Source organism: Streptomyces sp. NPDC057617, from assembly GCF_042800555.1.
Taxonomy (GTDB): Bacteria; Actinomycetota; Actinomycetes; order Streptomycetales; family Streptomycetaceae; genus Streptomyces.
Map to the genome: position 1 here is coordinate 24,035 of NZ_JBHVGV010000008.1, position 24,227 is coordinate 48,261.

At 69.8% G+C, this 24,227-nt stretch carries 17 protein-coding genes; 8 read left to right on the forward strand and 9 right to left on the reverse strand.

The features are described 5' to 3' along the window. Nucleotides 1-161: 161 nt before the first annotated feature. Together ACFU9P_RS20480 and ACFU9P_RS20485 are read right to left on the reverse strand one after the other, a co-directional pair. The gene (locus ACFU9P_RS20480) at nucleotides 162-1,376 is read right to left on the reverse strand and encodes an acyl-CoA dehydrogenase family protein (protein WP_384082798.1); all 1,215 of its coding nucleotides are present in this window, start codon (nucleotides 1,374-1,376) and stop codon (nucleotides 162-164) included. 9 nt (nucleotides 1,377-1,385) lie between these two features. Then, nucleotides 1,386-2,408, reverse strand: a complete 1,023-nt coding sequence (locus tag ACFU9P_RS20485) for a phosphotransferase family protein (RefSeq protein WP_384082801.1) — start codon at nucleotides 2,406-2,408, stop codon at nucleotides 1,386-1,388. A gap of 248 nt (nucleotides 2,409-2,656) precedes the next feature. Between ACFU9P_RS20485 and ACFU9P_RS20490 the strand changes: the two genes are divergently transcribed. Together ACFU9P_RS20490 and ACFU9P_RS20495 are read left to right on the forward strand one after the other, a co-directional pair. Beyond that, nucleotides 2,657-3,229: a hypothetical protein gene (locus tag ACFU9P_RS20490; RefSeq protein ID WP_384082804.1), complete on the forward strand. Its 573-nt coding sequence runs from the start codon at nucleotides 2,657-2,659 to the stop codon at nucleotides 3,227-3,229. Nucleotides 3,230-3,400: 171 nt separating this feature from the next. Then, nucleotides 3,401-12,562 carry a DNRLRE domain-containing protein gene (locus tag ACFU9P_RS20495; protein ID WP_384082807.1) on the forward strand — a complete coding sequence of 3,054 codons (9,162 nt, stop codon included), beginning with the start codon at nucleotides 3,401-3,403 and terminating at the stop codon, nucleotides 12,560-12,562. 81 nt (nucleotides 12,563-12,643) lie between these two features. Here ACFU9P_RS20495 and ACFU9P_RS20500 read toward each other — a convergent pair whose 3' ends face one another. The 4 genes from ACFU9P_RS20500 to ACFU9P_RS20515 all read right to left on the reverse strand — a co-directional run bounded on the left by ACFU9P_RS20500 (nucleotide 12,644) and on the right by ACFU9P_RS20515 (nucleotide 15,084). Then, the gene (locus tag ACFU9P_RS20500) at nucleotides 12,644-13,732 is read right to left on the reverse strand and encodes a hypothetical protein (protein WP_376382969.1); all 1,089 of its coding nucleotides are present in this window, start codon (nucleotides 13,730-13,732) and stop codon (nucleotides 12,644-12,646) included. Nucleotides 13,733-13,806: 74 nt separating this feature from the next. Next, entirely contained in the window at nucleotides 13,807-14,133 is a 327-nt protein-coding gene (locus ACFU9P_RS20505) for a DUF202 domain-containing protein (protein WP_384082810.1), read from the reverse strand. Then, nucleotides 14,133-14,525: a YidH family protein gene (locus ACFU9P_RS20510; protein ID WP_376382965.1), complete on the reverse strand. Its 393-nt coding sequence runs from the start codon at nucleotides 14,523-14,525 to the stop codon at nucleotides 14,133-14,135. The genes ACFU9P_RS20505 and ACFU9P_RS20510 overlap by 1 nt, the downstream gene beginning before the upstream one ends. 10 nt (nucleotides 14,526-14,535) lie before the next feature. Further along, nucleotides 14,536-15,084, reverse strand: coding sequence for an NUDIX domain-containing protein (locus tag ACFU9P_RS20515; protein WP_384082814.1), 549 nt, complete (start codon nucleotides 15,082-15,084; stop codon nucleotides 14,536-14,538). Nucleotides 15,085-15,192: 108 nt separating this feature from the next. Between ACFU9P_RS20515 and ACFU9P_RS20520 the strand changes: the two genes are divergently transcribed. From ACFU9P_RS20520 to ACFU9P_RS20530, 3 genes are all read left to right on the forward strand, one after another. Next, on the forward strand, nucleotides 15,193-16,848 hold the full coding sequence (locus tag ACFU9P_RS20520; RefSeq protein ID WP_384082818.1) for an FAD-binding dehydrogenase: 1,656 nt from the start codon (nucleotides 15,193-15,195) through the stop codon (nucleotides 16,846-16,848). Nucleotides 16,849-17,081: 233 nt separating this feature from the next. Beyond that, the gene (locus ACFU9P_RS20525; RefSeq protein ID WP_384083478.1) at nucleotides 17,082-17,747 is read left to right on the forward strand and encodes a molybdopterin-dependent oxidoreductase; all 666 of its coding nucleotides are present in this window, start codon (nucleotides 17,082-17,084) and stop codon (nucleotides 17,745-17,747) included. Further along, nucleotides 17,689-18,357, forward strand: coding sequence for a cytochrome b/b6 domain-containing protein (locus tag ACFU9P_RS20530; protein WP_384082821.1), 669 nt, complete (start codon nucleotides 17,689-17,691; stop codon nucleotides 18,355-18,357). The genes ACFU9P_RS20525 and ACFU9P_RS20530 overlap by 59 nt, the downstream gene beginning before the upstream one ends. A gap of 68 nt (nucleotides 18,358-18,425) precedes the next feature. Here the strand turns inward: ACFU9P_RS20530 and ACFU9P_RS20535 are convergent, their stop codons facing one another. Together ACFU9P_RS20535 and ACFU9P_RS20540 are read right to left on the reverse strand one after the other, a co-directional pair. After that, entirely contained in the window at nucleotides 18,426-19,823 is a 1,398-nt protein-coding gene (locus tag ACFU9P_RS20535) for a GntP family permease (RefSeq protein ID WP_384082823.1), read from the reverse strand. A gap of 120 nt (nucleotides 19,824-19,943) precedes the next feature. Further along, nucleotides 19,944-20,453 (reverse strand): gluconokinase, encoded by a 510-nt coding sequence (locus ACFU9P_RS20540; protein WP_384082826.1) that lies wholly within the window; start codon nucleotides 20,451-20,453, stop codon nucleotides 19,944-19,946. Nucleotides 20,454-20,604: 151 nt separating this feature from the next. Here ACFU9P_RS20540 and ACFU9P_RS20545 point away from each other — a divergent pair, with 151 nt between their 5' ends. From ACFU9P_RS20545 to ACFU9P_RS20555, 3 genes are all read left to right on the forward strand, one after another. After that, nucleotides 20,605-21,306, forward strand: coding sequence for a FadR/GntR family transcriptional regulator (locus ACFU9P_RS20545; RefSeq protein WP_376382952.1), 702 nt, complete (start codon nucleotides 20,605-20,607; stop codon nucleotides 21,304-21,306). 148 nt (nucleotides 21,307-21,454) lie between these two features. Next, a complete protein-coding gene (locus ACFU9P_RS20550; protein ID WP_384082831.1) occupies nucleotides 21,455-22,543 on the forward strand; it encodes an S-(hydroxymethyl)mycothiol dehydrogenase in 1,089 nt (362 codons plus the stop codon). Then, complete coding sequence (locus ACFU9P_RS20555; RefSeq protein ID WP_384082834.1) at nucleotides 22,540-23,169, forward strand: MBL fold metallo-hydrolase; 630 nt, start codon at nucleotides 22,540-22,542, stop codon at nucleotides 23,167-23,169. Before ACFU9P_RS20550 ends, ACFU9P_RS20555 begins: the two co-directional genes overlap by 4 nt. Nucleotides 23,170-23,182: 13 nt before the next feature. On the opposite strand, the gene ACFU9P_RS20560 is transcribed toward ACFU9P_RS20555, so the two are convergent. Beyond that, on the reverse strand, nucleotides 23,183-24,112 hold the full coding sequence (locus ACFU9P_RS20560; RefSeq protein ID WP_376382946.1) for an RluA family pseudouridine synthase: 930 nt from the start codon (nucleotides 24,110-24,112) through the stop codon (nucleotides 23,183-23,185). Between the last annotated feature and the right edge of the window lie 115 nt (nucleotides 24,113-24,227).

Sequence of the window (24,227 nt, forward strand, 5' to 3'; positions counted from 1 at the left end):
CCGATGCGTGAGTTGCCACCGTAAAGGCTGACATAAGTGGCGAGATGGTGACGCGGAGCGGGCCCTGTGCGGTACGCGAGGGTCCCTCCCGGGGCCGACGGCGCCTCGTACTCGTACCGTCGGAGCGACGCCCCGTACCGTCGGAGGGACTCCTCGTACCGTCAGAGGTACTTCTTCAGCTCCCGCCGTGCCAGCGACCGCTGGTGCACCTCGTCAGGGCCGTCCGCCAGCCGCAAGGTCCGTGCCGCCGCCCACAGTTCGGCCAGCGGGAAGTCCTGACTCACCCCGCCCGCGCCGTGCAACTGCACCGCCGAGTCGATGATGTCCGCCACCGCGCGCGGAGTCGCGATCTTGATGGCCTGGATCTCCGTGTGCGCGCCCCGGTTGCCGACCGTGTCCATCAGCCAGGCCGTCTTCAGGACCAGCAGCCGGAGCTGCTCGACCGTCACCCGGGCGTCCGCGATCCAGTTCTGCACCACCCCCTGCCGGGCGAGCGGCCCGCCGAAGGCCGTACGGGACACCGCCCGCCGGCACATCAGCTCGATCGCCCGCTCGGCCATCCCGATCAGCCGCATGCAGTGGTGGATACGGCCGGGCCCGAGCCGCGCCTGCGCGATCGCGAAACCGCCGCCCTCCTCGCCGACGAGATGCGCGGCGGGCACCCGTACATTCTCGAAGGCCACCTCGGCATGGCCGCCGTGGTAGTGGTCCTCGTACCCGTACACCCGCATCGCGCGCCGGACTTCGAGCCCGGGGGTGTCACGCGGCACCAGGATCATCGACTGCCGGCGGCGGATGTCCTCGCCGTCCGGGTCCGTCTGGCCCATCACGATGAAGACCGCGCACCGGGGGTCCATCGCCCCGGAGATGTACCACTTGCGACCGTTGATGACGTAGTCGTCGCCGTCGCGCTCGATGCGGGTCCTGATGTTCGTCGCGTCGGAGGAGGCCACCTCCGGCTCGGTCATCGCGAACGCCGACCGGATCTCGCCCGCGAGCAGCGGCTCCAGCCAGCGCTTGCGCTGCTCCTCCGTGCCGAACTGGGCGAGGACCTCCATATTGCCGGTGTCGGGCGCCGAGCAGTTGAGCGCGGTGGGCGCGAGCTGTGGGGAGCGCCCGGTGATCTCGGCGAGCGGCGCGTACTGGAGATTGGTCAGCCCGGCGCCGTACTCCGCGTCGGGCAGGAACAGGTTCCACAGGCCCTGCCTGCGCGCCTCGGCCTTGAGGTCCTCCACGACCGCCGGGGTGTCCCAGGGGTCGGCCAGCTTCGCCCGCTGCTCGCGGGCCACCTCCTCGGCCGGCAGGACATGGCTGTCCATGAAGGCGAGCAGCCGGGCGCGGAGTTCTTCGGTACGGGCGTCGAACGCGAAGTCCATCGGGGTGACTCAGCCTTCCTGGAGGGTGGTGAGACCGTGCTGGATGAAGACGGGTACGAGAGCGCCGATCCGGTCGAAGCCGGGCCCCACGGTTTGGCCGAGGGTGTAGCGGTAGTGGATGCCCTCCAGGATCACGGCGAGCTTGAACCAGGCGAAGGCCGTGTACCAGGCGATGGCGGAGGTGTCCCGGCCCGAGCGCGCCGCGTACCGCTCGACCAGCTCGCCGGGCGTGGGATGCCCCGGCGCGCCCGCGGTCGTACTGACCGGGGAGTCCGCCACCTCCAGCGGCTCGCTGTACATCACCAGCAGCCCCAGATCCGTGAGCGGATCGCCGAGCGTGGACATCTCCCAGTCCAGCACCGCGTTGATCCGGTCGTCCTCGCCCAGCAGGACATTGTCGAGCCGGTAGTCGCCATGGACCACCGTGGGCGGGGGCGAGACGGGCAGCGCGCGGCCGAGGGCGGCGTGCAGTTCGCCGATCCCGGCCAGCTCGCGGCCGCGGGAGGCGTCGAGCTGCTTGGCCCAGCGGCGGAGCTGCCGGTCGAGGAAGCCCTCGGGCCGCCCGAAGTCACCGAGACCGACCGCCTCCGGGTCGACGGCGTGCAGCTCGACCAGGGTGTCGACCAGCGCGAGAAGGGCGGCGCGGGTACGCGCGGGCCCGAGCGGGGCGAGCTGTTCGGCCGTACGGTACGCGGTGCCGGGCACCTGCTCCATCAGATAGAAGGGCGCGCCCAGGACCGACTCGTCCTCGCAGAGCAGCAGCGGCTCCGGCACCGGCACGGACGTCGGATGGAGCGCCTCGATCACCCGGTACTCACGTCTCATGTCATGGGCGGTGGCCAGGACATGGCCCAGTGGCGGTCTGCGCACCACCCAGCGCCGGCTGCCGTCCGAGACGGTGTACGTCAGATTCGACCGGCCGCCCTCGATCAGCCGCGCCTCCAACGGCCCGCTCACCAGCCCGGGGAGCGCACGGCCGAGATGGGCGCGCAGCCGCTCGGGGTCGAGTCCGGGCGGGGGGACTGGGCTCATCCGCGTACCTCCGGGGCAGAAGCAGTGCTGTGTGACACCAATCATGCCGACCGGTCGGTATGCCGTCCAGGTCCTGTCCGGCCGGACAGGACCTGGTCCCGCCCCGGCACCGTACCGCGCCGTGCTCCGGTGATGCTACGGACGTGAGCCGCGCTCTCCACTGAGGGGGAGCGAGCCGCTTTCTCACAGACGGGAGTCCGTACGACGGGACCGACGGCGGCGGACGACCGACGAGCCGAGGTGAAGGGATGGCGAGAGCCATGGGGGAGCAGATGCCGGAGCCGATGCCTTCCGCCGCGCAGATGCGTGGCTATGTCTCGTCCGTGGTGCGCGCTCTGACGGCGCGTAACCGGCTGCCGTTGGACTACACGGTCGCCAGTCTGCGGGTCGTGGACTTCATCATCGAGGGGCTGCGCAGCGGCGGTCCGGCGCGGGGGCAGGTCACTGAGACCCTGCGCGGCCTCGGCGCCTATGTGGGCGAGGTGCTGGTACGCAGAGCCGGTGCGGTGTGGGTGGACTTCGACGACGACCAGCGGGCCATGTTCGGGCAGTCCGTGGGGGTACGGCTGCCGGACGGCCGGGTGTGGAATCCGCTGGGCCGTGTGGTGAACCGTTTCGTCGTGGGGTCCGAGGAGTCGTTGGAGACGTTCTATCTGCGGCTCCACGGCCGTTCCTCCGGCCTGGACGCGGCCGAGCGGCCCGCGCGCCGGGAGGGGACCGACGGCGGTCCGCCCGTTGATCCTTCCGGCGGTCCTTCTGCCGGTCCTTCTGCCGGTCCTTCGGACGGTCCGCCCGTACGGTCGGCCGCATGGTGGCGCTAAGTCGCTTTTGGGGCTTATGTTCTGACGCTTGACATGGCCCCCTTCCGAACCAGTACAACTCTCCGCTGACGGCAGCCCCTGGCTGCCGGTGTGATCCGTCATGTTCCAGCAGGCACCGCGCGTACGCGCGCACAGGGCCTGGTTCCGTATGCCCTCACAAAGGGGAACACGATGTTCGGACCACCTGTACGACGTCGGTTGGCGGTCTGCGGGGCCCTTGCGGTCCTCGCGGCGGGCATCCCTCAACCGGCATTCGCCGCCCCCGCGGACGTGGGCGCGATAGCCGCCGGTCTGAGAAGCCTCTTCGGCGTCCACAATGACAAGCGCGGCGCCGAGCGCGACGCCGAACCTCCTGGGCTGCCCGACTCCGGGGTGGTGAGCAATGAGCGTCTTCCGAAGGGCAGAGCGACCTCCCCGCCGAAACGGGTGAAGGAACTCAAGGACAGACGCACGGCCAACGCCCGCTACTGGCAGCTCTCCGACGGCCGGGTGCGGTCCGAGATCTCGGCCCTCCCCACCGACTACGCCGTCGGCAAGGGCTGGAAGCCGATCGACACCACGGTGCGCGGCTCCGACCGGGACGCGTACGCGTACGCCAACACCACCAATACCGCCCGGACTTACTTCGGGGAACGCCCCAGCGAACTCGTCCGTTTCGAACTCGACAAGGGCCACTGGGTCGTTCTCGGTGTGAAGCCGGTCGACGGCCCCGAGGGAGCCAAGGGCGCCAAGGGATCCAAGGGAGCCAAGGGCGCCGGGAAGCTGACACCGCGGGTCGACGGTTCGACCGTCACGTACAAGAACGCCTTCGGCGCCGGCGCGGATCTGACGTACACGGTCGGAAACGGCACCGTCAAAGAGGGCATCGTCCTGTCCGAGCGGCCCGTCGGCGCTCCCTCGTACGACTTCACGCTCACCACACACGGCCTGACTGCCAAGCAGCTCAAGAACGGTTCCATCGCGCTCTACAGCGAGAGCGCGGGAGAGCGCCGCCCCGAACTGGTCATCCCCGCGCCGTTCATGACGGATGCCCGGAAGGACAGCTCCTCTCCGTACGGTACGACGGGCACCGACGCCGTACGGCAGAAGCTCACCGGCGGGGACGGGACGTACGCGCTGAGCCTGCGCCCGGATCCCGGCTGGCTGGCGGCGAAGGACCGTACGTACCCCGTCGTGGTCGATCCCACGATCTCGATCTCACCGACCGTCACCCAGTCCCAGGACGTGATGATCTCCTCGGACGGGCCGAACGACAACTACGACGGCCTGTGGCGGCTCTCGGTCGGCAACACCGCCACCGGTTCGTCACGCGCCCTGCTCAAGTTCCCGCTCACCGGAGTCCCCCCGGGCACCAGGCTGGACGCCGCGAACCTCCAGCTCTACTACGACCAGACGCACACCACGGACGGCACCGCCGTGCCGCTGGAGGCGCACCGCGCCACCGCCGCCTGGAACGAGTCCACCGCCACCTGGAACAACGCCAAGGACCTCACCGGCGAACTGTCCGGCACCTCGTCCCTCGTGGACGACGGCGACCCCGCGCTGACCGCGGCCAAGGGCGCCTGGCCCGCCTCCACCAACACCGGGCTCACCCAGTACGCGGTCAACAAGGACTATCTGGCCAACAAGGACACGGTCACCGGTGACACCTACACCTGGCAGCCGAAGCTTCCCGAGGACGGCACGTACCGGGTCGACGTCCACTACGTACCGGCCACCGACCGGGCCACCAACGCGCCGTACACCGTCACCTACGACGGTGGTACGAAGACCTACCCCGTCAACCAGACCGCCGGCACCAACGGTGTGTGGCAGACGCTGGGCAGCCACCCCTTCAAGGCCGGTTCGGCCGGCAAGGTCGTCCTCGGTGACACCGCCGACACCAGCAAGGCGGTCATCGCGGACGCCGTACGGCTGACCAAGGACGCCACCGTCACCAAGAAGGCCTCCGCCGCCAATACCTGGCACTCCTTCTCGGTGAAGGACACCGTCCAGTCCTGGATCGACGGTACGAACCCCAACCACGGCTTCGTGGTGAAGGCCGCCGACGAGTCCACGACCGCGCCGAAGGGCGGCCCCCGCTACGAGGCCGCGGAGTACGCGTACAAGGGCGAGGTCGCCAGCTACCCCAAGCTGGTGCTGACGTGGGGCCGCCCCGGAACCACGCTTGACGCGCCCGAGGTCGTCCACTCCACCGGCGCCGAGCTGAAGTGGTCCCCGTACCGGGATCTGGACCCGATCGGCACGGGCGACGACATCGTCGAGTACCAGGTGCACCGCAGCGTCTTCCAGACCTTCACCCCGTCACCGCAGACGCTGGTCTCCCCGGTCGTGTCCACCGCCACCGCCTTCACCGACACCACGGCGACCCCGACCCCGGCCGACTCCGTCGACGCGTTCGGCAATGTCTTCTACTACATGATCGCGGTGAAGACCCGCGACGGACAGGTCATTCCGGCCCCCACCCGGCTGGTCCGGCTGCCCAAGGCGGGCCGTACGACCGTGGTGCTCCAGGGCGGCGCGGCCGACACCACCCTCTCCTCCGCCCAGCCGACGACCGGCCATGACACGCTCTCCGAGTCCGGCATCGGCCACCCCTGGCTGTCGGTGGGCAACAACTCCACGACGTACGGGAAGACCCGGGCGCTGCTCAAGTTCCCCGAGCTGGGGAAGATTCCGTCGAGCGCCCGCGTACTGGAGTCCCAGCTCGATCTGTGGGGCACCGTCACCACCACCGGGACCTCCGGCGCCCTCTACGAAGTGCGTGCTCTGAACCGGGACTTCGACGAGACGACCGCGTCCTGGAACATGGCGGACGCGGCCACCGGGTGGACCACCCCGGGCGGCGACACCGGCACCGCGGTCGCCGACACGATCGGCTCCGTCACCAATGACCCGGCGCGGCAGAGTTGGTACGTCACCTCGCTCGCGCAGGACTGGGTCCGCGACCCGGCGACCAACAAGGGCCTCGTGGTCAAGCTCAAGGACGAGTCGACGAGCGGCCCGCAGGAGCGCACCATCTTCCTCTCCTCGGAGGCCGAGGAGCCGCAACTGCGTCCGCAGCTCGTCGTCACGTACATCGACAAGTCGACGGAATCCACGTACTACGCGCCATACACCCCGGCCCGGATGATCCCCGGCGACGAGTACACCGTCGATGTCACCCTGACCAACACCACCACCTCGGTGTGGAAGGCCGCCGACCGGGTCCTGTCGTACACCTGGTCACTGCCCGACGGTACGGACGCCACGACCGGCGGCAACCAGATGGAGACGGCGCTCCCGAAGGACATCCAACCCGGTGACACGGTCACGGTGAAGGCGGCCCTGAAGGCGCCCGTCAACTCCGACTCCGGCAACAAGCGGCTGGACTACGTCCTCAAGTGGGATCTGCGCGACAAGGCCGCGGGGACCTGGCTCTCGGCCACCGAGGCCATTCCGCCGCTCGCACAGAACGTACGTACCGAGGACCCGACCTCGAACCAGCTCGGCCTGGAGAAGTTCTACTCGTACGCCGGAAAGAACACCGGCGCCGGGTCCTCGCTGATGACCAACCTGTACGCGGGCAACTCCGTCTGGCAGTACAACGCCTTCAGCAACCCGGGGCGCGGACTGTCGACGTTCGTGCGCTTCGCGTACAACACCCAGGACACCTCCGACACCGTCCTCGGCCACGGCTGGTCGGCCCAGGCCGCCGGGCCGCTCCGGCTCGGCGCTCCGCTGGACTTCCATCCGAACCCGGATCCGCGCGAGGTGACACTGCCCGACGGCGACGGCACCGAGCACATCTTCCGCAAGCAGGACGACGGAACCTGGAAGGCCCCGGCGGGCGTCCACTATCTGCTTCAGCAGGTCACGGGCGTCGACTGCAAGCCCTCCAGCGACGGTGACCCGAAGGCCTGGTCGATGACCCGGCCGGACCGTACGCAGTTCTTCTTCGACTGCGACGGCTATCTGTCGTCGATCGTCGACAAGAACGGCAACACGCAGACGTACACGTACGCCTCGCGCAAGTCGAACAACAAGCCGGTCAAGTTCCTTCAGTACATCACCGATCCGGCCGGCCGCCAGTCGCTGACGGTCGACTACTACACGAAGTCCGACTCGAACAATCCGAAGATCATCGACCACGTCAGGTCGATGACGGACATCTCCGGTCGGAAGCTCACCTTCGAATACTCCGACAAGGGCCTGCTCACCAAGCTGACGGACGGCGCGGGCTCCGCCCAGCCCAAGGTCTTCCTCTTCGAGTACGACGCCACTCAGGGCAACAAGAACGTCAAGCTGGTCAAGGTCACCGACCCGCGCTCCAACACGACCTCGCTCGACTACTACTACCCGAACGAGGGCGACAACCCGAAGTTCCACTGGAACACCCAGACCATCACCGACCGCCTCGGCGGCACCACGGGCTATGTCTACACGGACCCGGACGGCCAGGCGGGCTCGGTCATCAGGACCGAGGTGACGGACGCCGAGAACAACGCGGCCACCCATGTCCTGGACGGCTACGGCCGCCCCACCGAGATCACCAACGCCAAGTCGGAGACGACGAAGCTGGGCTGGGACGCCGACAACAATGTCACGCGGCTGGAGGAGGCCAACGGGGCGGTCTCGACTTGGTCGTACGATCCGAAGACCGGCTATCCGCTGGAACAGAAGGACGCCGAGGCCAACAAGAACGGCACCGACGCGCAGACCTTCACCTATTCCACCGGGCTGAACGGCCATGTCGCGGACCTGTTCCGGAAGAAGTCGCCCGAGGGCCGCACCTGGCAGTTCGGCTACGACACCAGGGGCAATCCGACCTCGGTCACCGACCCCAAGGGCGTGGCGACACCGACGCCCGAGGACTACACGTCGAAGTCCGAGTACGACACGTACGGCCAGTTGACCAAGTCGACCGACGCCAACGGCCACGCCACCGTCAACAGCGACTTCCAGGCGACCGGCTACCCGGCGACGATCACCGACGCGCTGAACAACCCCTCCGTTTTCGCGTACGACGAGCGCGGCAACGTCCTTGAGGTCACCAACGCCAAGGGCGCCGAGGTCACCCAGACCTACGACACCTTCGGCCGGCCCCTGGAGAAGAAGGAGCCCGTCAAGCAGGCGGAGAACGACTTCGTCGTCACGCCCGCCCCGGTCTACGACGCCAACGACAACATCACCAAGGTGACGGCGCCCAACGGGACGGTCTCGACCTCGGCGTACGACAAGGCCGATCAGGTCGTCGAAAGCGTCGACCCCGGCGACGAGCCGACCGACCCGGGCCGCAGGACGACGACCACGTTCGACAAGGTCGGCAATGTTCTCACGGTCACGGGGCCGGAGGGCAACCGGACACCCGAGGCCGACGACTTCACGGCCACCACGCTGTACGACGCGGTCTATCAGCCGATCGAGATGGTGGACGCCCAGGGGAACAAGGCCACGGTGGCGTATGACGCCGTCGGCAATGTCACCAAGGTCGTCGACCCCCGCAAGAACGCCACCGCCGATCCCGACGACTACACCACGAAGTACGAGTACGACCTGAACGGCCGTGTGGTGAAGACGACCGACGCGATCGGCAAGTTCACCTCCGCCCGCTACGACAAGGACGGCCTGACCGTCGGGCAGACGGACGCGGAAGGCAATGAGTCGCTCGCCGTGTACGACGAGCGGGGCACGCTCACCGAGTCCAAGATCCCGCTGGACAAGGACGGTTCCGGCACCGTCAGCCACCGGACCACCAAGTACGAGTACGACCAGGCCGGCAACCGGACGAAGACGATCACTCCGCGGGGCGTCGCCACCACCGGCGATGCCACCGACTTCACCTCGGAGACCGTCTACGACGAGCTGAACCGGGTGAAGGAGGAACGCTCACCGTTCGACACCTCGGACGTCCGCTACAACACCCCGGACTCGACGTTCTACTTCTACGACTCGGTCGGCAATCTGAGTTCCGTCTCCGCACCGCCGTCGGACGGGCAGCCGGTCCGCAACGTCACCGAGTACACCCACTACGACAACGGCTGGACCGAGACCGCGAAGGACCCGTGGGACATCACCACGTCCTACCAGTACAACGACCTCGGTCAGCAGACGAAGAACACGCTGACCTCGGCGGGCGGTTCCCAGCAGCGCACCATGACCTGGGACTACTACCGGTCGGGCAACCAGAAGGCACGCTCCGACGATGGTGTGCCCGTCGGCAGACAGGTCGTCCTGGTCGACAGCTCTGACTTCAACAACACCGCGATCCAGGGGAACTGGGCCCGTACGCAGGCCGAGCAGCAGTACGGCTACGACACCTATTCGCACGCGGCCGGCACCGGCACCGCGTCGTTCACCTGGCAGCTCAACATCCCGCAGGACGGCACGTACGAGGTCTTCGCGCGGCATCCGCGGATGACCGGCGCCGCGAGCGACGCGAAGTTCAAGGTCGACCACGACGGTGGCAGCGCCACGAAGACCGTTGACCAGACCCAGCGGCCGGGCGAGTGGATCTCGCTGGGGTCCTACTCGTTCGTCGAGGACGGTCCGCAGAAGGTCACGCTGACCGACGCCGCCAACGGCACGGTCCTCGCCGACACGGTGAAGCTCGTCCGCTCCAACTCCGCCGAAACGGACAACGAGAAGAAGGACTTCACCTACAAGTACAACACCAACGGCAACATGGTCGAGGTCCAGGACCGTTCGCCGGGCGCGAAGGCCGACACGTACCGGATCGCGTACGACGGTCTGAACCGGATCAGCAAGGTCGAGGAACTCGACGGCGGCACGGTGAAGAACACCACCGCGATGACCTACGACGAGAACGGCAACCCGCTCACCTCCACCCACGATCTGACCTGGTCGAAGATCGAGTACGACGAGCGGGACCTGGTCAGGAAGGTCACCAACGCGGATTCGCCGACGGCCGGTGATCAGCAGATCTCGACGATGACCTACACCGCCCGCGGGATGCTGCTCAAGCAGACCAAGCCCAACGGCAACACGCTCGACATGACCTACTACCTGGACGGGTCGGTCAGGCGGTCGCTGGAGAAGACGTCCGGCGGAGCGGTGGTCTCCCAGCACGACCTGGAGTACTCGCCCAACGGGCACCGCTCCAAGGACGTGCTCAAGCTGATGAACGCCGACGACAACTCGGCGTACATCAACAACACCTATACCTTCGACTACGACCCGCAGGACCGGATCGCCAAGGTCACCAAGGCGGGTGACAACCCGTCGACCGAGTCGTACACCTACGACCGCAACAGCAACATCACCGAGCAGACCGTGGACAGCGTCACCACGACGCAGCGCTACGACCGCAACCGGCTTCTCTCGGCGACGTCCCAGGGCGTGACGTCCACCTACAACTACGACCCGCTCGGGCGTCTCGACACGGTCAGTACCGGTGGCCGGACGGCCGAGAAGTACTACTACGACGGCTTCGACCGCACGGTGAAGGTCCGTGCCGGCGCCGGCGCGGGTGCGCAGACCACCGCGTACCTCTTCGACCCCTTCGACCGGACGGTCTCCCAGACGACCTCCGGCACGGAGGCGAAGACCACGGCGTTCACGTACCTCGGGCTCGACAGCACGCTCCTGCGGGAGACGGTCGACGGCAAGACCGACAAGGACTACCAGTATCTGGCCGGCGGCCGGCGGGCCACACAGATCACGCACAAGGACGGTGGCGCCAGGGAGTACTCGCAGTACGTCACCAGCCCGCGCGGTGACATCGAAGCCATCACGAAGGAGGACGGCAGGACCCGCGCCACATACGGCTACACCGCCTACGGCAGTGCCGACGTGGCGCAGACGACCGGCGCCGACAAGCCGGACAGCGGCGGCGGGACGAGCGCCGGCGCGTACAACGCGTTCCGCTTCAACTCCTCGCGCTGGGACGGCGCGTCGGGCACGTACGACATGGGCTTCCGCAACTACGACCCGGGCCTGAACCGATTCCTCACCCGTGACTCGTACAGCGGTGCCCTGGCCGACATGTCGCTGGCCACCGACCCGTTCACCGGCAACCGCTACGCCTTCGCCGGCGGCAACCCGATCACGTTCGTCGAAATCGACGGCCATCTCTTCGGCCTCTCCCTGTCCGACATCGGCCACGCCACGCTCGACGTGGTGGGGCTGGTCCCGGTGGTCGGCGAGGTCGCGGACGTCGCCAACGGCATCTGGTACGCGGCCGAGGGCAACTACGTCGACGCCGCGCTGTCCATGACCTCGGCGATCCCGCTGGTGGGTTACGGGGCGACGGCCGTCAAGGCCGGCAGGTATGCGAAGAAGGGCATCGACGCCGCCGACACGGCCAACGACGCCCGCAAGGCGGCGAACGGCGCCGAGGGAGCCGTCGACGCGGCCAACGACGCGCGCAAGGCGGACGCGCCGACGGCGAAGAAGCCCGAGCAGCCCGATGCGAAGAGCTGCAAGACCAACAGCTTCCTCCCCGGTACGAAGGTCGTCCTCGCGGACGGCAGCGCACAGAACATCGAGTCGCTGGATGTCGGCGACCAGGTGGTGGCCACCGACCCGGAGACCGGTGACACCCGGGCCCGGACGGTCACCGCCACCCGCGACCACGCCGGGGCCAAGGATCTCGTCACCTTGACGGTCGGATCCGACGGCGGGGACGGCGAGGCCGCACAGCTCAAGCTGACCTCGACCGCGGCACACCTGTACTGGCTGCCGGACTTCGGCAGGTGGGCCGAGGCCGGCGATCTGAAGCCCGGCATGTGGCTGCGGACGGCAGCCGGCACCTGGGTCCAGATCACCGCGGTCGACACCGCGCACCGGACGGCCCGCGTCTACAACCTCTCCGTCGAGGGCGTCCACACGTACTACGTGGGGACGGGCCACACCGCGGTCCTGGTCCACAACTGCGGCTACGAGAACGAGGCGATCGCGGCTCAGAAGCGGGCCGACGATCTGAAGCAGCAGTGGGGCAAGGGGCACGGCTGGTCGACGGTCGCCGTGGTCGGAGTGCGCCACAAGAAGACGGGGGACATCGTCCACAAGGTCTCACTGGCCGGTGGCAAGGACATCAGCGCGGTCGGCCAGAACGTCCTCCAGAACGGCGAGGACTTCATCCAGGGATCGACGGTTCCGGGCAGGCTCACCAAGGACGGCAACCAGGCGTTCGAGCACGCCGAGGAGGCCGTCTTCAACTGGGTCAAGAGCAACCCCGACTACGAGGTCATCTACGGCGGGACATCGAGGAACGTGTGCAAGGGGATCTGCGCGCCGCTGGTCCAGAAGACGCTGAACCTGGGCGGGAAGCCGTTCCGGGGAGCCAGTGACAAGACACGGTTCAGGATGTTCTGGCTCACCACGCGGTACTAGGAGCACGCATCACGGACGTGGTGGACGTCCACGCGTGAACGCGGCCCGCCGGCTCCGGCCGGCGGGCCGCTTCGCGTCCGGTCAGTCCTCGTCGGCGGGCCGCCACAGGTGCAGGGCCCCACGGTCTTCCGAGACCGTGAACCAGGTGCCGTCGCCCGCGGAGCGGGGCGGCCCGGAGACCGGGAAGGGGTACGAGACTTCGCCGCGCAGGGTCATCCCCCGCGTGTCGACGCGCCAGTGGCGGGCTGTGCCGTACCGGGCGTCGCACTCGGAGGTGCCGGCGATGATGGTGTCATCGTCGATGAAGGCGCCTTCGTAGTCCCAGTACACGCGGTCCTCGCCCGTGCTTGCCGGGTGTGCCGGCACAGTGCCCTGGGCGTCCAGTTTCCGCAGGACCGAGCGGTCCTCCGCCTGGTGCAGGCAGAGGGACCACTGCCCGAGGTCAACGGTGAGGAGGCGCCCGCCGGAGGGGCTCACCCCCAGCAGAAGCCGCTCGATACCGATCCGCTCGGCGGTCAGACCCTGCCCGTCCCACCGTCCCCACAGGGCGGGCGAGTCCTCCTCGCCCTCGCCGATGCTCAGTCCCATCCGCGCCGGGTCGGGGTGCGGCGTGTGGTAGGAGACGGAGGCCACGGTCCCGGTTTCGGCGCGTCCCAGGACTCTGCCGTCGTCGGCGTCCAGGACGAGCCACAGCTCCTGGTCGTCCTCGTCCGACTCGTTGTCGCCGCTCAGGGGACCGCGGACGTGGGCCCAGACGAGCTTGCCGTCGGCGGAGGCGGCGGCCGATCCGCTGTCCGGATACCGGTGGTCCTCGTCGTCGTCGGCGTACTCCGCGAACGACGTGTGTGTCAGCGGGCACGCGCCGCCCCAGCAGCCGTGCCGTACCTCCCACCGCGTTGCTCCGGTCGCCTCCACGGCGCGTACCGCGTGTACACCGGCGAACACGGCGACATCGCCCGTGGGAGAGACCGTCACCGAGCCGTACCGGCGGGGCCACGGCGCGGTGAAGCGGACCTCCGTTCCCTCCCTGTCCAGGTCGAGAACCACCAGTTCGGCGTCACCGCGCTGCACGAGAAACCTGCGTCCCGGCCAGTGCAGCACGTGCGGAGCGTCCGCGGACGCCGGGTCCAGCGGTGCGGCGACGGTGGCCACAAGACGAGCGACGGTCACGGAGTCCTCCAGCGCGAGACACGATCCTGAACGCGACCACCGTACGCGGGGTTCCGAAGCCGGTACGGTCGGCGTCAGAGCATCACCATGACCGCGCAGACCGCCAGCAGTACGGTGCAGACCGCCGTGGCCGTCGCCGCGCGGACCGGGAGTGCCGGGGGCCGGGCCGTGGTCAGGGCCAGTGACCGGTGGTGGGCCACGGTCAGGAAGGCCAGCCAGACCAGTACGGTCAGTGTGATGGCCGCCAGGGCGAAGGCCGAGTTGTCGTGGACCGCCTGGCGGACCGCCAGTACCGCCACGACCGTGCAGGCGAGAGTCGTACGCCGCCAAGCCAGGCGGGTGCGCTCCGGCTGGAGCCCCGGATCCCGGTCCCGGTCCTGGTCCGTGTCCCGGGGGGCCATCAGCCGCCCCGGCCCAGCACCACGACGACCACCATCACCACGGCGACCAACCCCACCGCCAGGGCCAGCACTGTCGGAAAGCCGGACACCGGCAGGTCCTCGCCGCGGCGCATCGCGCGCTCGCAGCGCACCCAGTGGTTGACCGCCCGCAGCGCGCACAGCGCACCGGCCGCCAGCAGAGCCACCGCGAGCCCGACCCGTACGCCCCAGCGCAGCTCCGGCAGGAACTGGTCGACCGCGAACCCGCCGCCCACCAGCGCGAGCGCCGTCCTTATCCAGGCCAGGAAGGTGCGCTCATTGGCCAGCGAGAACCGGTAGTCCGGGGTCTCGCCCTCGTCGCCGATACGCCCGGGAGCGAACCACAGCCGCAGGGTCCGCGCGAAGTCGCTCACCCGCCGCACCCTACGCGCGCGGGGCGCGGGAGGCGCGTGAGAACTGGGACGACCGGGACGCCCGGAGCCGCTCGTACGCCGCGAGGCCGTCCGGCACCCACGCCCACTCCCCGATCCGCCGCTCCAGCTCCTCCTCCCGCAGGAAGGCGTGCCAGGCGACCTCCTCGGCCTGCGGGTTCACCGGCAGCTCGCAGCGGACCGTGTACACGTATGCGCTCTCCCGGATGGACCCGTCCTCGGCGTCGTACCGGAACGGGAACAGCGGTACGGGACGGTCCAGCCCCGACACCCCCAGCTCCTCCTCGGCCTCCCGCAGCGCCGCCTCGTCATAGCTCTCGCCCGCGCCGACGACACCGCCCACGAACATGTCGTACAGGGAAGGGAAGGCGAGTTTCCCCGCGGTCCTGCGGTGGACGAACACCCGGTCGTCCGCGTCCCGTACGAACACGAACACACAGCGGTGGCGCAGGCCCTTCGCGTAGATCTCGCCGCGTGGCGCCCGCCCGACCACACGGTCGTCCTCGTCGACGATGTCCAGGATCTCGTCAGCAGCGCTCATGGGCCCCATCCAACCTCATCCGACCGGTTGACGCGTTACTCGCGCGTACGGAGGATCGGACCACCCACCCGACCCTGAAGCTCCGAAGCCCCTCTAAGGACGGAAACCATGGCCTACGACGCTGATGTGATCGTGATCGGGGCGGGCCTCGCGGGCCTGGTCGCCACCGCCGAACTCGCCGCCGCCGGCCGGTCCGTCATCGTCCTCGACCAGGAGCCCGAGCAGTCGCTCGGCGGCCAGGCGCACTGGTCCTTCGGCGGGCTGTTCCTCGTGGACTCGCCCGAGCAGCGCCGGCTCCGGATCAGGGACAGCCGTGAACTGGCCCTCCAGGACTGGCTCGGCACCGCCGGCTTCGACCGCCCCGAGGACCGCTGGCCGCGCGCCTGGGCCGAGGCGTACGTCGACTTCGCGGCGGGCGAGAAGCGGGACTGGCTGTACCGGCGGGGCGTACGGTTCTTCCCGGTCGTCGGCTGGGCCGAGCGCGGCGGGTACGACGCCACCGGGCACGGCAATTCCGTACCGCGCTTCCACATCACCTGGGGCACCGGGCCCGCGGTGGTCGCGCCGTTCGAGCGGCGGGTGCGCGAGGGGGTTGCCAAGGGCCTGGTGACCCTGCGGTTCCGGCACCGGGTCACGGGCCTGGCCGCCACGGCGGGTGCCGTGGACACCGTGACCGGCGAGATCCTGGAGCCGAGCGACGCCGAACGCGGCACCGCGAGCAGCCGCGTGGCGACCGGGGCCTTCGAACTGCGGGCGCAGGCCGTGATCGTGACCTCCGGCGGCATCGGCGGCAACCACGACCTGGTGCGCGCCCAGTGGCCCGAGCGGCTCGGCACCCCGCCCCGCAGGATGCTCTCCGGGGTGCCCGCGCATGTCGACGGGCTGATGCTCGGCATCACGGAGGCGGCCGGCGCGCACCACATCAACCGCGACCGGATGTGGCACTACACCGAGGGCATCGAGAACTGGAATCCCATCTGGGCGCGGCACGGCATCCGGATCCTGCCGGGACCGTCCTCGCTCTGGCTGGACGCGACCGGGCGGCGGCTGCCCGTACCGCTCTTCCCCGGCTTCGACACCCTCGGCACGCTGGAGCACATCACGCGCTCCGGCCACGACCACACCTGGTTCGTCCTGAACCAGCGCATCATCCGCAAGGAGTTCGCGCTCTCGGGATCCGAGCAGAACCCCGACCTGACCGGCAAGTCGGTGCGCGGGGTCTTCGGGCGGGTGCGTGCCGAAGTGCCCGGCCCGGTGAAGGCGTTCATGGACAAGGGCGCGGACTTCGTCGTCGAGCGCGATCTGGCCGCGCTGGTACGGGGGATGAACACGCTCATCGGGGAGCCGCTGATCGACGAGGACCGGCTGCGCGGTGAAATCACCGCGCGCGACCGGGAGATCGCCCACCCCTTCACCAAGGACCTCCAGATCACCGCGATCCGGGGCGCCCGCACCTATCTCGGCGACCGGCTGACCCGTACGGTTCCGCCGCACCGGATCCTCGACCCGGCGGCCGGGCCGCTGATCGCCGTACGGCTGAACATCCTGACCCGCAAGTCGCTCGGCGGCCTGGAGACCGACCTCTCCTCGCGCGTCCTGACCGCCGGGGGCGAGCCGCTGCCCGGGGTGTACGCGGCGGGCGAGGCGGCCGGGTTCGGCGGCGGCGGTGTCCATGGCTACCGCTCGCTCGAAGGGACCTTCCTCGGCGGCTGCATCTTCTCGGGGCGTACGGCGGGCCGCGCGGCGGCGAAGGCGGTCGGCTGACACCGGTCCGCGGTCCGGCCGTGCTGGTTTGTGCCGGTCATGCCGGTCATGCCGGCCGTGCTGGTCGTGCTGGTCGTACGAAAGCCCTCCGGGGCCCTTCGCGGTTCTGACGAAAGTCTGACGGATGTCCGCCGCCCCTGGATTCCGGGCGCCGCTGGTGTTCTCCTCGATGGGTGAACCCTCAACAGAGCGAGCCCGAGGGCGCGCCCGTGGGCCGGCGCGTGGTGCTCTCCATGCTCGGCCTGGGCGCGGCGGGGCTTGTCGCGGCGCCCCAGCTCCAGCGCGGCTTCGAGGCCTTCCTCGGCTCGGCGGCCGACAAGGACCCGACCGGTCTGACCGGGCTGCTGCCCAACGGCGGCGGCTTCCGCTACTACTCCGTCACCGCCTCCGTGCCCCGCAGGGGCCCGGACACCTACCGGCTGACGGTCGGCGGACTGGTCGACCGGCCCGCCACGTACACCCTCGACGCGCTGCGGGACCTGCCGCAGACCCGGATCGTGCGCGATGTGCAGTGCGTGACCGGCTGGCGCGTGCCGCACACCCCCTTCGAGGGCGTACGGCTCTCGGACCTCCTCGACGCGGCCGGGGTACGCCCGGAGGGCAAGGCGGTCCGCTTCACCTGCTTCGACGGCGCGTACAGCGAGAGCCTGACCCTCCAGCAGGCCCGCCGCGCCGATGTCCTCGTGGCGCTGAAGATGCAGGACAAGGAGATCGGGCACGCGCACGGCGGCCCGGTCAGGCTCTATGTGGCGCCGATGTACTTCTACAAGTCGGCGAAATGGCTCTCCGGGATCTCCGTCACCTCCGGCGTACGGCCCGGCTACTGGGAGGAGCGCGGCTATGACGTCGACGCCTGGGTCGGCAGGTCCAACGGCCGCGACGACACCCCCACCGTCTGACCCGGGCGGTGCCGCCGCGCGGATACGGCGTTTCGGCCCGGCCCAGCGCTGGGTGCACCGTACGACCGGAGCCCTGATGCTGGTGTGCGTGGCGAGCGCGGCCTGTCTGTACGTACCGCAGCTCGCCGAACTCGTCGGCCGGCGCCTGCTCGTGGTCACCGTCCACGAGTGGTCGGGGCTGCTGCTGCCGGTGCCCGTGCTCGTCGGCCTCGTCTCCCGGGCGTTCCGGGCCGACCTGGGCCGGCTGAACCGCTTCCTGCCGTACGACAAGGAGTGGCTGCGAGCCGCACTGCGGCGCGATCTGCGCCCCGCGTCCCGGCCGTCCGGGAAGTTCAACGCCGGACAGAAGCTCTACGCGGCCTGGATCGCGGGGGCGGTGCTGGTGATGCTCGGGACCGGGCTGCTGATGTGGTTCACCGGGCTCGCGCCGGTCATGTGGCGTACGAGCGCCACCTTCATCCACGACTGGCTGGCCCTGGCCATCGGCATCGTCCTCGCCGGGCACATCGGTATGGCGTACGGGGATCCCGAGGCCCGGCGCGGGATGCGCACGGGGTCGGTGGACCGGGCGTGGGCGGAGCGGGAGCACCGTCACTGGAAAGGTGACTGACCTCGGAGTGCCCCGCCCCGCCCGCGCTTCTCGTACGGACAGCCGGCTCGTACGAGCGGTCGGCGTCGCTACAACACCAGCGACAGCAGCAGCACACAGCCCAGACCGACCACCGAGATCAGGGTCTCCATCACCGACCAGGTCTTGATCGTCTGACCGACGTTCATCCCGAAGTACTCCTTCACCAGCCAGAACCCCGCGTCGTTGACATGGCTGAAGAAGAGCGAGCCCGCCCCGATCGCCAGCACCAGCAGCGCGGCATGGGTGCTGGACATGTCCGCGGCCAGCGGCGTTACGAGGCCGGCCGCCGAGATCGTCGCCACGGTCGCCGAGCCGGTCGCCAGCCGGATCGCCACCGCGATCAGCCAGGCCAGCAGCAGCGCCGGGATCGACCAGTCCTTGGAGATGTCCAGGACCATTTGGCCCACCCCGGAGTCGATCAGGGTCTGCTTGAAGCCGCCGCCCGCGCCGACGATCATCAGCACACCCGCGATCGGGGCGAGCGACTTCTCGACGGTCGAGGCGAGCCGGTCCTTGGTGAACCCGGCCGCGCGCCCCAGCGTGAAGAGCCCGACCAGTACGGCGGCGAGCAGTGCGATCAGCGGTGAACCGACGACGTCCGCGACCCGCTGGACGGTGTTCTCCGGGTCGTCCACGACGATGTCCACCAGCGCCTTGCCCAGCATCAGCACCACCGGCAGCAGCACCGTGGCGACGGTCGCGGCGAAGCTCGGCCGCCGCTCCAGCTTCTCGGAGGTGCGCTGCGGCACCATCCGGTCGGGGGCCGGGATGTCCACCCAGCGCGCCGCGTACCGGGAGAACAGCGGCCCCGCGATGATCACCGTCGGAATGGCCACGACCACGCCCAGCGCCAGGGTGACCCCCAGATTGGCGCCGATCGCGTCGATCGCGACCAGCGGCCCGGGGTGCGGCGGGATCAGACCGTGCATCACGGAGAGCCCGGCCAGCGCCGGGATGCCGATCCGCATCAGCGAGTAGTTGCCGCGCTTGGCGACCAGCAGCACCACCGGGATCAGCAGCACGATGCCGACCTCGAAGAAGAGCGGCAGCCCGATGACCGAGGCGATGAGGACCATCGCCCAGGGCATCGCGCGCCCGCCCGCCTTCGCGAGGATCGTGTCGACGATCTGGTCCGCGCCGCCGGAGTCGGCGAGCAGTTTGCCGAGGATGGCGCCGAGCGCGATCAGCACTCCGACGCCCGCGACGGTGGAGCCGAGACCGGTGGTGAAGCTGGCGATGACCTTGTCCAGCGGGGCGCCCGCGAAGGCGCCGAGCGCCAGCGAGCCGATGGTCAGGGCGAGAAAGGCATGGAGCTTGGCGACGGTGATGAGCAGGACGATGACGGCGATACCGGCGAGCACGGCTATGCCGAGCTGGGCGTTGCCCGCCGAGGTGATCGGCTCGACGGTGTCCGCTGCCAGCGTCTCGACGCTGAGACTGGTCACGGGGGGATTCCTTCGATTCGTGGATGCGGTTCTCGGTTGTCGGTTCTCGGATGCGGCCCTTGGGTGTGGCTCTTGGGTGTGGCTCTTCGGTCGGCTCGTGTCCTGGATCCGGCCGGGGATTCAGTCCGTGAGCCGGCGCAGCGCGGCGACGGCCCGTGCGGTGATTTCTTGGGGGGTACCTGACACATCGACGCTGACGCCCGTCTCGTCGGGCTCCAGGTTCTCCAGGGCCGCGAACTGCGAGTCCAGGAGGGCGGGAGGCATGAAGTGCCCCTTGCGCTCGGCCATCCGCCGCCCGATGAGGGCCCGGTCCCCGGTGAGATGCAGAAAGACCGCACCGGGCGCGGCGGCCCGCAGCCGGTCGCGGTAGGAGCGCTTGAGCGCGGAGCTGCTCACCACACCGCCGAGCCCGGCCCGGCCGTGCGCCCAGCGTCCGATCGCGTCGAGCCAGGGCCACCGGTCCGCGTCCTCCAGCGGGACGCCCGCGGACATCTTGGCGATGTTCGCGGGCGGGTGGAAGTCGTCGCCCTCGGCGTACGGGACGCCCAGTGCGGCGGCGAGCAGGGGCCCGACGGTGGTCTTGCCGGTCCCTGCCACGCCCATCACCACGACGACGTGGGGGGTGCTCATCGCGAACCTCGCTGTCTTCAGCGTCTTCAGAGCCCGGTCGTCCTCGACCGGGCTTCGCGCCAATGAAACGCATTAGGTACGACGTATTCAAGAGGCTGTGATGTAAACGTCGTACTTTTTACGGTCGGGCCGTGACCCGTAGGCTTGGCCCATGACCACAGAAGGCCGGGGCCTGCATACCCGTGTGCTGGACGCTCTCGGCCTCGCCATCACCGCCGGCGAGTACCCCGCCGGAAGCGTGGTCCGTACCGACGAGGTCGCCCAGCGCTTCGATGTCTCGCGGACCGTCGTCCGTGAAGTGGTCCGTGTCCTCGAATCGATGCACCTCGTCGAGTCCCGGCGCCGGGTCGGCGTGACCGTACTCCCCGCCGAGGAGTGGAACGTCTACGATCCGCGGGTCATCCGCTGGCGCCTCGCCGGCACCGACCGGCCCCGCCAGCTCCGCTCGCTGACCGTGCTGCGCTCCGCGGTCGAACCGGTCGCGGCCGGGCTCGCCGCCCGCAACGCCACGCCCGAGCAGTGCGCCGCCCTCACCGAGCAGGCGCTCGGCATGGTCGCCACCTCGCGGGGGCGCAGGCTGGAGGAGTACCTCGTCCACGACATCGCCTTCCACCGGGTGGTGCTGAACGCGTCGGGCAACGAGATGTTCGCCCGGCTCGGCGATGTGGTCGCCGAGATCCTCACCGGCCGCACCCGCCACCAGGTGATGTTCGACGACCCGGACCCCGCGGCCGTCACCCTGCATGTGGGGGTCGCCGAGGCGGTACGCGAGGGCGACGCGGCCCGCGCGGAGGAACTCACCCGCGAGATCGCCGTCGGCGCACTCCAGGAACTGGACGTCCTGGCTCCCTGACCCGATGCGCCGGCCCCGGACGCCGGCCCGCGACCGGATGTCCTGACGTCCCGTCGAACCGGCGCCGGTGTCCAGCGGTAGCCGCCCGAGCACGGGATAGTGGTGGCGAAGGATTCCGTCCCAGAGGTGAGGAAAGGCAGGTCCTGGCATGGCGCAGCAGGTGCAAGGGGTCATCGCCCCCGGCAAGAACGAGCCGGTACGGGTCGAGACGATCGTCGTACCCGACCCCGGCCCCGGCGAGGCCGTGGTGGCGGTGCAGGCGTGCGGCGTGTGCCACACCGATCTGCACTACAAGCAGGGCGGGATCAACGACGACTTCCCCTTCCTCCTCGGCCATGAGGCCGCAGGCGTGGTGGAGTCGGTCGGCGAGGGCGTCACGGAGGTCGCGCCCGGTGACTTCGTCGTCCTCAACTGGCGTGCGGTGTGCGGCGCCTGTCGTGCCTGTCTGCGCGGCCGGCCGCAGTACTGCTTCAACACCCACAACGCCCGGCAGAAGATGACCCTGACGGACGGTACGGAACTGTCCCCGGCCCTCGGCATCGGCGCCTTCGCCGAGAAGACCCTGGTCGCCGCGGGCCAGTGCACCAAGGTCGACCCGGCCGTCTCCCCGGCCGTCGCGGGCCTGCTCGGCTGCGGTGTGATGGCCGGCATCGGCGCCGCCATCAACACCGGCGGGGTGACCCGCGGCGACTCCGTCGCCGTCATCGGCTGCGGCGGTGTGGGCGACGCGGCGATCGTCGGCGCGCGCCTCGCGGGCGCGGCCCGGATCATCGCCGTCGACATCGACGACCGCAAGCTGGAGACGGCGAAGTCGATGGGCGCCACCCACACCGTCAACTCCCGCTCCACCGACCCCGTCGAGGCGATCCGCGAACTGACCGGCGGGTTCGGCGCGGATGTCGTCATCGAGGCCGTCGGCCGTCCCGAGACCTACGAACAGGCCTTCTACGCACGTGACCTGGCCGGCACCATCGTCCTCGTCGGCGTCCCCACGCCGGAGATGAAGCTCGAACTCCCGCTGCTGGACGTCTTCGGACGCGGCGGCTCCCTCAAGTCCTCCTGGTACGGCGACTGTCTGCCCTCCCGCGACTTCCCGATGCTGATCGACCTGCACCAGCAGGGCCGTATCGACCTCGCCGCCTTTGTCACCGAGACCATCGGACTCGGCGATGTGGAGAAGGCGTTCGCCCGCATGCACGAGGGCGATGTGCTGCGCTCGGTGGTGGTGTTCCAGTGACCGTCCGTATCGACCGGCTCATCACCTCGGGCACCTTCTCGCTCGACGGCGGCACCTGGGACGTCGACAACAACGTCTGGATCGTCGGCGACGACTCCGAGGCGATCGTCATCGACGCCGCGCACGACGCCGCCGCCATCGAGGAGGCGCTGGGCGGCCGTACGCTGCGCGCGATCGTCTGCACCCACGCGCACAACGACCACATCGGCGCGGCCCCGGCGCTCGCCGCCGCCACCGGCGCGCCCGTCCTGCTGCACCACGCCGATCTGCCGCTCTGGAAGCAGACCCACCCGGAGCAGGTCCCGGACGGTGAACTCACCGACTGCGGGACCGTTTCGGTCGGCGGCATCACCCTGACCGTGCTGCACACCCCCGGGCACGCGCCGGGCGCGATCTGCCTCCACGCCCCCGAACTGTCGACGGTCTTCACCGGGGACACCCTGTTCCAGGGCGGCCCGGGCGCCACCGGCCGGTCGTTCTCGGACTTCCCGACCATCATCGACTCGATCCGCGGCCGGCTGCTGATCCTGCCGCCGGAGACGGTCGTACGGACCGGTCACGGCGACACCACCACCATCGGCGCCGAGGCACCGCACGTGGAGGAATGGATCCGGCGCGGCCACTGAGCGGGCGAGCGGGCTATCGGGCGAGCCGGGTGAACCCGGTCAGCGGCAGAAGCCGCAGCCGGCTTTCGAAGCGGTACGGCTCGCCCGTCACCGGATCGGTGAACTCCAGTGTTTTCGCCAGCAGTTGGAGGGGCCGGGCATAGTCGTCCGGCCCCTCGTCCCGTACCACCGGATAGAGCGGGTCGTTCAGCAGCGGCAGCCCCAGCGCGTTCATATGGACCCGCAACTGATGGGTGCGGCCGGTCGCCGGGGACAGCCGGTACCGGCCGAACCCGCCGTGGTGCTCCAGCAGTTCGATCCGGCTCTCGCTGTTCGGCTCGCCCGGCACCTCCCGCGCGGTCAGCACCCCGCGCTCCTTCTCGATCCGGCTGCGCACCGTGACGGGCAGCGCCACCGCCGGGTCGTAAGGCGCCACCGACTCGTACTCCTTCCGTACCAGCCGGTCCCGGAACAGCGTCTGGTACGCGCCCCGGTCCTCCGCCCGTACGACAAAGAGCGCCAGCCCCGCCGTCAGCCGGTCGAGCCGGTGCGCGGGCTGGAGCCCGGGCAGCCCCAGCTCCCGCCGCAGCCTCGCCAGCGCGGTGTCGGTGACATGGCTTCCGCGCGGTGTGGTGGCGAGGAAATGCGGCTTGTCCACGACGACGATCCGCTCGTCCCGGTGCACGATCCCGATCTCGGACGGCACCCGCTCCTCCGGCGCGAACTCCCGGTGGAACCACAGATACCGCCCCGCCGTGTACGGTTCGGCCCCCGCCACCGGACCGTCCACCCCGACGAACCGGCCCGCCCGCAGTATCGCGTCGACCCGCTCCACCCCGATGGCTCCGCCGAACCGCGCGACGAGATGGTCCCGTACGGTCGCCCACTCCCCACCGGGATCCGCCGGCAGCCGCACCCGCACCGGATCCACCCCGTCCCGCTGCCCCAACGGCGACTCCGGCACCCTCCGCTGCCTACGCCCCACAACCCTCGCGCCTTCTCCCCGTCGTCCTCGTCGTCTTCCCCGGTGCCGCCCCCGCCCGCGCACTCTATCGACGCCGGGCAGGCATCCCCCGTAC

Excerpts from the sequence above, each read along its gene's own strand:
- ACFU9P_RS20480 (WP_384082798.1), bottom strand. The coding sequence starts at position 1,376 with ATGGACTTCGCGTTCGACGCCCGTACCGAAGAACTCCGCGCCCGGCTG.
- ACFU9P_RS20485 (WP_384082801.1), bottom strand. The coding sequence starts at position 2,408 with ATGAGCCCAGTCCCCCCGCCCGGACTCGACCCCGAGCGGCTGCGCGCC.
- ACFU9P_RS20490 (WP_384082804.1), top strand. The coding sequence starts at position 2,657 with ATGGCGAGAGCCATGGGGGAGCAGATGCCGGAGCCGATGCCTTCCGCC.
- ACFU9P_RS20495 (WP_384082807.1), top strand. The coding sequence starts at position 3,401 with ATGTTCGGACCACCTGTACGACGTCGGTTGGCGGTCTGCGGGGCCCTT.
- ACFU9P_RS20505 (WP_384082810.1), bottom strand. The coding sequence starts at position 14,133 with ATGGCCCCCCGGGACACGGACCAGGACCGGGACCGGGATCCGGGGCTC.
- ACFU9P_RS20515 (WP_384082814.1), bottom strand. The coding sequence starts at position 15,084 with ATGAGCGCTGCTGACGAGATCCTGGACATCGTCGACGAGGACGACCGT.
- ACFU9P_RS20520 (WP_384082818.1), top strand. The coding sequence starts at position 15,193 with ATGGCCTACGACGCTGATGTGATCGTGATCGGGGCGGGCCTCGCGGGC.
- ACFU9P_RS20525 (WP_384083478.1), top strand. The coding sequence starts at position 17,082 with ATGCTCGGCCTGGGCGCGGCGGGGCTTGTCGCGGCGCCCCAGCTCCAG.
- ACFU9P_RS20530 (WP_384082821.1), top strand. The coding sequence starts at position 17,689 with ATGACGTCGACGCCTGGGTCGGCAGGTCCAACGGCCGCGACGACACCC.
- ACFU9P_RS20540 (WP_384082826.1), bottom strand. The coding sequence starts at position 20,453 with ATGAGCACCCCCCACGTCGTCGTGGTGATGGGCGTGGCAGGGACCGGC.
- ACFU9P_RS20545 (WP_376382952.1), top strand. The coding sequence starts at position 20,605 with ATGACCACAGAAGGCCGGGGCCTGCATACCCGTGTGCTGGACGCTCTC.
- ACFU9P_RS20550 (WP_384082831.1), top strand. The coding sequence starts at position 21,455 with ATGGCGCAGCAGGTGCAAGGGGTCATCGCCCCCGGCAAGAACGAGCCG.